Source organism: Enterococcus sp., assembly GCF_032555305.1.
Classification (GTDB): Bacteria; Bacillota; Bacilli; order Lactobacillales; family Enterococcaceae; genus Enterococcus_A.
On the sequence record NZ_JAWGOQ010000056.1, the window covers coordinates 1 to 8,643 of the forward strand.

Below are 8,643 nucleotides of genomic sequence, written 5' to 3' on the forward strand. Positions count from 1 at the left end.
AAGGTGGCTCTCTATCTCCGATTCGAGTGGCTCAGTTTTTCCCGATTCAGGTGGCTCAATCACGTCCGATGAAGTGGCTCCCAAACTCCGTCGTATGCATCAACTCCTTTTTTCGTGAAACGTATTCATTTATCAAATAATTCTCACTTAAAAATGTGATGGAATTGTTAAGCTTTTTCCATGGAGTTCTGAACATTGATGTAAGTAGACTTTTGATAACAATAAATTGAGGTAGTATATCATTGAGGGAGGAAAGCAATGAAAAACAAAGCTAAATATTTCGTTTTGCTTGCAGCAATACTACTATTTTCAGGTTGTTCGATTAATAAATCTAATGAAGAGCCAAAACTAATTGATCAACCCTACTCGTCAGAAAAATTTGCCTTGGGCACATATATTCGGATTAGAGTTTTTGACGAGAAAAAAGAAAGTGCACTAGACGATGCTTTTGAAAAGATTGATGAACTAGAAGAGAAGATTTCCATTAATAACGATAGTGAAAGCGAAGATATATCCTCTGAAGTAAACGAAGTAAACCAAAATGCTGGTATTAAACCAGTAATTGTCTCTAACGATGTATACAATATGTTCAAAATTGCAAAGCAGTACAGTCAAGAAACCTCTGGAGGATTTAATCTAGTAATAGGATCAATAACTCAATTGTGGCGAATTGGTTTTGATGATGCAAGAGTTCCAGATCAACTTGAAATTCAAGAAGCTTTAACAAAAGTTGACTTTGAAAAAGTTATTTTGAACGAAGAAAATAAATCAATCTTTTTGGAAGAAAGCGGTATGATACTTGATCCTGGAGCAATCGCAAAAGGATTTATTGCAGATGAGGTTGCTAAAGTTTTAAAAAACAATGGGGTTACTTCGTCAATTATTGATCTTGGGGGGAATATTTACGTTTTCGGAGACAATCCGAATAGCAAAAATAAGCTTTGGACTGTGGGAGTTCAAGACCCAAATCAATCTAGAGGGACAGTAGTAGGAACTATTGAAATGACAGATAGAACAATTGTCACTTCAGGCATTTATGAAAGAAACTTGAAAGTAGAAAATAAAGTATACCATCATATTTTTGATTCAAAAACAGGCTATCCTGTGGAAAATGATATTGCAGGAGTATCTATTATTACAACTAATTCTATGGATGGTGATATCTTATCGACGGTACTATTTACTTTAGGGATTAAGGAGGGTTTGCGATATATCGAAGAAAAAACTGATGATAATACTGAAGCAGTGTTCATTAGTAAAGATAACAAGATTTTCGTCACTGAAGGGTTAGAAGACAAATTTACTTTATCAAATGAATCTGACTATAAAATTGGGAAGAAGAAGAGTGATATATGATGTACGAGATCCAACTATTTTACAAGTTCTAAAATATGCTGATGAGATATAGTATATAGTCAGCTAATTTTAAGCTCTATGTCTAGACACGGATTCGGCTGTAAAGAATTGGACCAAAGCTTAATTAAGGTCTAGATTTCATACAAGAGCTAAGTATAAGTTATTTCAGTACTTTGTTATAATGAGGTGATCATAATAAATCTAAATAGGAGATAACATTCATATGGAACTTCGTGTACTAAATTACTTTTTGGCTGTTGTGAATGAGGAAAGTATCTCGAAAGCGGCAAAATCTCTTAATCTCACACAACCAACGCTCAGTAGACAATTAAAAGATTTAGAAGAAGAACTAGGGGTTGTTTTGTTTCATCGTGGGAAATCTAAGATAAGTCTAACCGATGCTGGTGTAAGACTAAAGGCAAGAGCTGAAGAAATTATTACTATAGCCGATAACACTAAAAAGGAGTTTGAAGCTGAAGTAGGTCTATTTGGAGGATTATTACCTTTTGGTAGTGTAGAATCAGCAACTTCAAAAGAGTTAACGGATTTAATTTTTGAGTTTCACAAAAAGTATCCCAATGTTCAGTACTATGTTTATAGCGGAATAGTTGATGAAATCAAAGAGAAGCTAGACAAGGGGATTATTGAGTTTGGATTACTGTTAGAACCGGTAAATATTGAAAACTACAATTATATTCATTTATCTCAAAGAGAACGTTGGGGGGTTGTTACTCGCAGAGATTCTAAACTTGCTAAAAAAGAGTTTATTACTCCAAATGATCTCGCAGGTTTACCTCTCATGCAGTCCAGTCGCCCAATACTTCAAAATGAAATTAATAAATGGCTTTCTTTGAAAGAAGGAGAAACCACTAATACAATTGCGACATTCAATTTAATGTTTAATGTAATGAACTTAGTTGAAAAAGAGTTAGGGTATCTGCTCTGTTTAGAAGGGGTTTTTGAAAGTAAAAAAACTGATTCCCTTTGTTTTAGACCACTTTCACCGGAATTAAGTACGGGATATGTGATTGCTTGGAAGAGAAATAGAATGCTTAGTTCTGTAGCTGAAAAGTTTATTGAATTTGCTAGACATGCTTTTGAAGCATAACCTATCTAGAAAATAGGTATTTTACATAGCTGTTTGACGATGTTAAGATTAACTCAAGTAAGACAAGTACTTGAATTACATCGTTAAACGGCTTTTTGTTGCACTTATTTTTTTCACAGGACTCTAAAGTTAACTCTATATTCAGGGGGAAGGTAAAATGTCAAAGAAGTATGAAAAACTATCAAAAGATATTCTTGATAGTATTGGTGGTTCAGAAAATATTAGTAGCATGACACATTGTCAAACGCGTTTGAGATTTGTTTTAAAGAATAATGAAATCGTTGACAATGAGAAGGTCAAAAATATTGATGGTGTTGTAAACGTAATTGAAAGCGGTGGACAATTTCAAGTTGTTATTGGTACACATGTCGAAGAAGTCTATGAAGAACTAGAAAAAATTGCTGATGTTGGTGATTCAGCAGAGGCGAATACATCTGGCACTAAACAAAATTTTGTAGGGAAGTTTATTGATTTTATTTCTAGTACAATTGCTCCTGTAGTTCCACCGATTGCTGGAGCTGGAATGATTAAAGCATTCCTAGCGCTGCTGTTGCTTTTTAACTTGATTTCACCCGAATCACAAACTTATTATATCGTGAATTTTATGGCTGATGCAGTATTTTATTTCTTACCATTTTTCCTAGCATCAACTGCTGCACAAAAATTAAAAGCAAGTCCTTTTCTAGCGATGTTCCTAGCAGGTATCCTACTTCATCCAAATTTAGGGCAACTAGTTGCCGCAGGTGATCCAGTAGCACTGTTCGGAATTCCAATGCGTTTAGTTAGTTATAGCTCCTCTGTAATTCCGATTCTGATGATCGTTTTTCTTCAATCATATGTTGAACGGTTCTTAAAGAAAATCATTCCTGATGCTATCAAAATTATTTTTGTCCCTATGTTAACCGTTCTTATTGTTGGGACAATAGGTTTGACAATTCTAGGTCCAATTGGTGGTTATGTCGGTGATTACATCGCAATGGGATTTGAGTTTCTAGCAAGCTATGGTAACTGGGCGGTAGTCTTTATGGTTGCAACCTTCTGGCCTTTAATGGTTATGTTTGGTATTCATTATAGCTTAGGACCAATCAGTACAATGCAATTAGCTACTACCGGTCTTGAAAATATTGTCGGTCCGGGCGCAATCATCTCAAATATCTCACAAGGGATTGCGGCTTTCGTTGTAGGTTTCCGTACGAAAAAGACTTCAGAAAAATCAGTTGCTATCTCAACAGGCGTGACTGCTTTGATGGGGATTACTGAACCAGCTCTATACGGAATTAATTTACCAAAACGCTATCCATTGATTAGTGCAATGATTGGGAGTGCTTGTGGTGGATTGTATGCTGGATTTACCAATGTCTACCGTTATGCAACAGGTGCTTCAGGTATTCCTGCAATTCCATTGTATATTGGTGAAGATATTTGGCATTTGTACAATATCTTAATCGCATTAGTTATTACGATTGTTGTAACTGCAGCATTGACTTGGATTTTATCTTTCAAATTTGAGAAAAATGAGACCGAAGTTGTTGAAGAAGTTGAAAAAGAAATTTTAGAAGAAGTATCACAAGGTAAAGTAGGTAGTGAAGTATTATTCAGTCCCTTGAAAGGAAAACTTGTGAGCCTATCGGAAGTGTCGGATGAGGCCTTTTCAAGTGAATCGTTAGGAAAAGGAATAGCAGTATATCCGGTTGATGGAGTGGTAGTAGCGCCATTTGATGGAGAGATATCTGCACTGTTCCCAACAAAACATGCTATTGGAATTGTGTCTGAAAATGGAATGGAAGTTCTAATTCATGTTGGAATGGACACTGTAGCACTAAACGGTGAACACTTTGAAGCTTTTGTGAAAAAAGGCGATAAGGTGAAAAAGGGACAAAAATTGGTAACATTCGATATTGATGAAATTTCAAAAGCTGGTTATTCCACTATTGTACCTGTAGTAGTAACGAACACAAACAATTATTCCGACATCCTAATCAACGAACAGGATGAAATCCAATTTGAAGATAAACTTTTAGTAGCGGAAAGATAACAATCAAGAGGTGAACTTATGAGCTTAAGAGAAGATTTTCTATGGGGTGGTGCTACAGCAGCAAACCAATGTGAAGGTGGATATAACCTCGATGGTAGAGGTTTGGCAAATGTGGATCTTATTCCCTCTGGAGAGGATAGAAGAGCTGTTTTTACTGGGAAAATGAAAATGTTTGAGTTGGATAATGACCATCATTATCCAGCTCTGGAAGGAATCGATATGTATCATCACTATTTAGATGATATTCAACTTTTCGCTGAGATGGGATTCAAAACATATAGAATGTCTATTTCATGGTCTCGTATTTTCCCAAATGGGGATGAGAAAGAAGCAAACGAAGCAGGATTAGCATTTTATGAAAAAATTTTTAAAGAGTGTAAGAAGCATAATATTGAACCTTTAGTTACACTCTCCCACTTTGATATCCCAATGGGATTAGTCAAAAACTATGGTTCTTGGAGAAATCGAAAAGTAGTTGATTTTTACAAAAATTACTGTGAGGCTGTTTTTAAACGTTACAAAGGTTTAGTCAAATATTGGTTAACTTTTAACGAAATAAACATGCTTCAACACGCTCCATTTTTAGCTGCAGGTTTGTATTTTGAAAAAGGTGAAAATGAGGAACAAGTTAAATACCAAGCTGCACACCATCAATTAGTTGCTAGTGCTCTTGTTACAAAAATTGCTCACGAAGTTGATCCTGAAAATAAAGTTGGCTGTATGTTGGCGGGAGGCACAAATTATCCTTATTCATGCAAACCAGAAGACTATTTCTTAGCTATACAAAAAGATCGTGATAACTACTTTTTCATTGATGTTCAAGCTCGAGGCATTTATCCTAACTATGCTTTTAAAAAGCTCCAAAAAAATGGTATTGAGCTAAGAATAGAACCTGAAGACACTCAACTCTTGAAAGACAATACATGCGACTTTGTTTCTTTTTCATACTATTCGTCACGAGTAGTTAGCGCAAATCCAAGTGAGAATGAGGAGACAGCGGCAAATATCTACAAGTCAATAAAAAATCCTTATTTGGAGTCATCCGAATTTGGATGGCAAATTGATCCGTTAGGCTTAAGAGCTTCTCTGAACATCCTGTATGACCGTTATCAAAAGCCACTTTTCATCGTTGAAAATGGATTAGGAGCATATGATACACCTAGTGAAGATGGAGAAGTGGAAGATGATTATCGCATTGAATATATTCGGAAACACATTGAGGCATTTAAGGATGCGGTTGAAGAAGACGGAGTAGATTTACTTGGCTATACTACATGGGGTTGTATTGACTTGTTAAGTGCTACAAAAGGTGAGATTAGTAAACGATATGGCTTCATCTATGTGGATAAAGATGATGAAGGAAATGGCACCTTGAAAAGAACCAAGAAAAAATCTTTTGATTGGTATAAACAGGTGATCGAAAGTAATGGAGAAATTTTAGAATAAAAGTCTAAGTAAGGATGATCAAATCATCCTTACTTTTAAAAATAATATCTGACCTTGAAGTCAGATTTAAGAAAGGATCTTTGGATGTCGAAAGAATCATTACAAAAAGTTTCTATTTTAGCAATTTCATTTATTGTGGTATCAGTTGGTGCGATTGGAGGAAATATTCCTGAAATTGCGAAAAGTTTTCCTGAAGTACCAATGACCATGATCGAGAATTTGGTTACAATTCCAGCTCTATTTATTATTCCATCTGTATTGCTGAGTAACACAATCGCAAAATATATAGGATACAAGAAAACTGTATTGATTGGATTGGGATTAGTCTTTTTTGCAGGGATAATGCCTGCACTTATTGAGAGCTTTCCGATTATTTTCATTGCTCGATGTTTATTTGGTTTCGGTATTGGAATGTTTAACTCTCTAATCGTAGGGTTCATCAGTTATTTTTATTCAGGAAACGAAAGAGCAAAACTGATAGGATTTCAAAGTGCTTTTGAAGGCATTGGTGGTATGACGATTACCTTTTTAGTAGGACAACTATTAAGATTTGGATGGCAAGCCTCATTTTGGGTATATGCATTAGCATTACCTATGTTTATTCTATTTGCGTTATTTGTTCCTGACGTTCCTTACGAAGACATGATTAATCGTAATCAGAAAAAAGCTGCAAAGACTTCACTTACAGATAATGAGAATAATACTAGTCTGATTGGAGTGATCGGCTACATTGCTTTGCTATTTGTTGGAGTCAATATTTATATGAGTACAAACGTAAAAGCCACAGCATTAATGTCAACATTAGGATATGGAGATGCAACGGACGGAAGTACTATTATTTCAGTTGTAGGTATAGGAGCCATGTCTGCTGGTTTTCTATTTGGTAAAACATTAAACGTGCTTAAAAAATACATTGTACCAGTTTCATTTACCTTGATGGGGTCATCCTTATTGATCATTGGATTATCGAACAGTGTCTTTGTTACGGCCATTGGGGCAATACTATGCGGATTCTCATTCAGAACGTTTATCCCTTATTTATTTAACAAAGTGAATAGTTCTCCATCAATAAATGCGGGATTATCTACATCTTTACTTTTAGTCGGATTTAATCTTGGATCAGCATTTTCACCATATGGTATTGCTATTATCGAAAGGTTAAATATCTTTGGGTCAATTAGAGGGGTTTTTTATACAGAGGCGATTATTCTGTTTGTTTTTGCAGCAACCGGATTGGCTTTCATCTCTTTAAAAGGTATAAGAAACAAACAATTGACTACTGTTAATGAAGACTAAGCATTTTCCACATTGATCTGTTCCAAGGAGGATAAAGCTTATGAATATTTCAGAGGTAAGTAAAACAACTGGTATATCTCAAGAGACTTTGAGGTATTATGAAAAAATTGAAATTCTTCCAAAAATTTCACGGTCTAAAGGTGGAATTAGGCAGTATAAAAGAAGTGATTTGGAATGGATTCGGTTTATAAAAGAAATGCGTGTTGTAGGTGTATCCATAGATTCATTAAAAGAATATTTACAGTATTGTAATGATAATCAGGGAGAGAAATGCAAAATACTGCTCGAAATTCAAAAGAAAGAACTTGAGAAAAAAAACTACCAAATCACAAAGGCTCTATTACTTTTGTCCGAAATTATAGAGCAGCATAGTTAGAGTTATATTGGTCAACATTCAACTTTAGGATATTTCTATTGACCTAGAGTTAACTCTAGGGCGTAGAATTAACTTATCAATTAATCAAGGAGGAATTATACGATGGCGAAAAAACAGACAGCAGGAAGAGATAATTTAGGAGAGTTTGCACCAAAGTTTGCCGAAATTAACGACGACATTCTTTTTGGAGAGGTTTGGTCAAGGGAAGAAGAGTTATCTCCAAAACTGAGAAGCATGATCACAATTTCTGCGTTGTTGTCAGGAGGAAACTTTGAACAGCTTAACGCACATCTAAAACTAGGAAAAGAACATGGTATTACTAAGGATGAAATATCTGAAATCATTACACATCTTGCTTTTTACTGTGGTTGGCCTAAAGCATGGAGTGCGTTTAATTTAGCAAAAGAAGTTTTTAAGGATTAAGCAAAAAAATGTAAAGGGAGATCTCATGGAATATAGAATTGGAGAGTTTTCTAAAATTACTGGTTTCTCCGAACACGCATTAAGGTTTTACGAAAAGAAAGGCCTTATCTCACCAAGCAGAAACGAAAGCAATTTAAGAGTTTATTCTGAAGAAGATGTCATTTGGATGGAATTCTTCACACATATGAAGAACACGGGAATGTCTATTGAAGACATGGTTCGATACACTCAACTACGAAAAGAAAATGTTGATAATAATCTTCAAGAGTTGATGAACATTTTAGTTGAACATAGAAAGAAAGTTTACGATCAATACAAGTTGTATGAAAAAAATTTGAAGCTTCTTGATAAAAAGATTTCAATTTATCGAGAGCAACTCGATATGAAACATGGTAAAGAATTGTTTGATAGCTATTACGAAAAAGTCACATATGAAAAAGAAAACAAAATTTAGATTTTTTAAGGAACTGCCTCTTGACCTAGAGTTTTGTCTAGGAAGTATAGTTAATGTCTACTGAATCATTGAATTTTATTGTAACCTCAGTGTTTCAGAGGGATTTCTAGTATAATAAGTGCAAGGGTCTTTTCGTGAAATTGACGAAA

At 34.9% G+C, this 8,643-nt stretch carries 8 protein-coding genes; all 8 read left to right on the forward strand.

Annotation, left to right across the window (positions count from 1 at the left end; translation table 11 throughout):
- Positions 1 to 258 precede the first annotated feature (258 nt).
- The 8 genes from E6139_RS22585 to E6139_RS22620 all read left to right on the forward strand — a co-directional run bounded on the left by E6139_RS22585 (position 259) and on the right by E6139_RS22620 (position 8,494).
- Complete coding sequence (locus tag E6139_RS22585) at positions 259 to 1,356, forward strand: FAD:protein FMN transferase (RefSeq protein WP_316405799.1); 1,098 nt, start codon at positions 259 to 261, stop codon at positions 1,354 to 1,356.
- Positions 1,357 to 1,579: 223 nt separating this feature from the next.
- The gene (locus E6139_RS22590; RefSeq protein ID WP_316405800.1) at positions 1,580 to 2,464 is read left to right on the forward strand and encodes a LysR family transcriptional regulator; all 885 of its coding nucleotides are present in this window, start codon (positions 1,580 to 1,582) and stop codon (positions 2,462 to 2,464) included.
- Between the two features lie 157 nt (positions 2,465 to 2,621).
- Entirely contained in the window at positions 2,622 to 4,499 is a 1,878-nt protein-coding gene (locus E6139_RS22595) for a beta-glucoside-specific PTS transporter subunit IIABC (protein ID WP_316405801.1), read from the forward strand.
- A gap of 18 nt (positions 4,500 to 4,517) precedes the next feature.
- Positions 4,518 to 5,945, forward strand: coding sequence for a 6-phospho-beta-glucosidase (locus E6139_RS22600; protein WP_316405802.1), 1,428 nt, complete (start codon positions 4,518 to 4,520; stop codon positions 5,943 to 5,945).
- Between the two features lie 84 nt (positions 5,946 to 6,029).
- On the forward strand, positions 6,030 to 7,241 hold the full coding sequence (locus E6139_RS22605) for an MFS transporter (RefSeq protein ID WP_316405803.1): 1,212 nt from the start codon (positions 6,030 to 6,032) through the stop codon (positions 7,239 to 7,241).
- A gap of 40 nt (positions 7,242 to 7,281) precedes the next feature.
- A complete protein-coding gene (locus E6139_RS22610; RefSeq protein WP_316405804.1) occupies positions 7,282 to 7,617 on the forward strand; it encodes a MerR family transcriptional regulator in 336 nt (111 codons plus the stop codon).
- Between the two features lie 102 nt (positions 7,618 to 7,719).
- Positions 7,720 to 8,040, forward strand: a complete 321-nt coding sequence (locus tag E6139_RS22615; protein WP_316405805.1) for a carboxymuconolactone decarboxylase family protein — start codon at positions 7,720 to 7,722, stop codon at positions 8,038 to 8,040.
- A 25-nt stretch (positions 8,041 to 8,065) separates the two neighbouring features.
- Entirely contained in the window at positions 8,066 to 8,494 is a 429-nt protein-coding gene (locus E6139_RS22620) for a MerR family transcriptional regulator (RefSeq protein ID WP_316405806.1), read from the forward strand.
- Positions 8,495 to 8,643 lie beyond the last annotated feature (149 nt).

What these genes read in the sequence shown, in the direction of transcription:
- E6139_RS22585 (WP_316405799.1), top strand. Translation starts at nt 259, where the DNA reads ATGAAAAACAAAGCTAAATATTTCGTTTTGCTTGCAGCAATACTACTA.
- E6139_RS22590 (WP_316405800.1), top strand. Translation starts at nt 1,580, where the DNA reads ATGGAACTTCGTGTACTAAATTACTTTTTGGCTGTTGTGAATGAGGAA.
- E6139_RS22595 (WP_316405801.1), top strand. Translation starts at nt 2,622, where the DNA reads ATGTCAAAGAAGTATGAAAAACTATCAAAAGATATTCTTGATAGTATT.
- E6139_RS22600 (WP_316405802.1), top strand. Translation starts at nt 4,518, where the DNA reads ATGAGCTTAAGAGAAGATTTTCTATGGGGTGGTGCTACAGCAGCAAAC.
- E6139_RS22605 (WP_316405803.1), top strand. Translation starts at nt 6,030, where the DNA reads ATGTCGAAAGAATCATTACAAAAAGTTTCTATTTTAGCAATTTCATTT.
- E6139_RS22610 (WP_316405804.1), top strand. Translation starts at nt 7,282, where the DNA reads ATGAATATTTCAGAGGTAAGTAAAACAACTGGTATATCTCAAGAGACT.
- E6139_RS22615 (WP_316405805.1), top strand. Translation starts at nt 7,720, where the DNA reads ATGGCGAAAAAACAGACAGCAGGAAGAGATAATTTAGGAGAGTTTGCA.
- E6139_RS22620 (WP_316405806.1), top strand. Translation starts at nt 8,066, where the DNA reads ATGGAATATAGAATTGGAGAGTTTTCTAAAATTACTGGTTTCTCCGAA.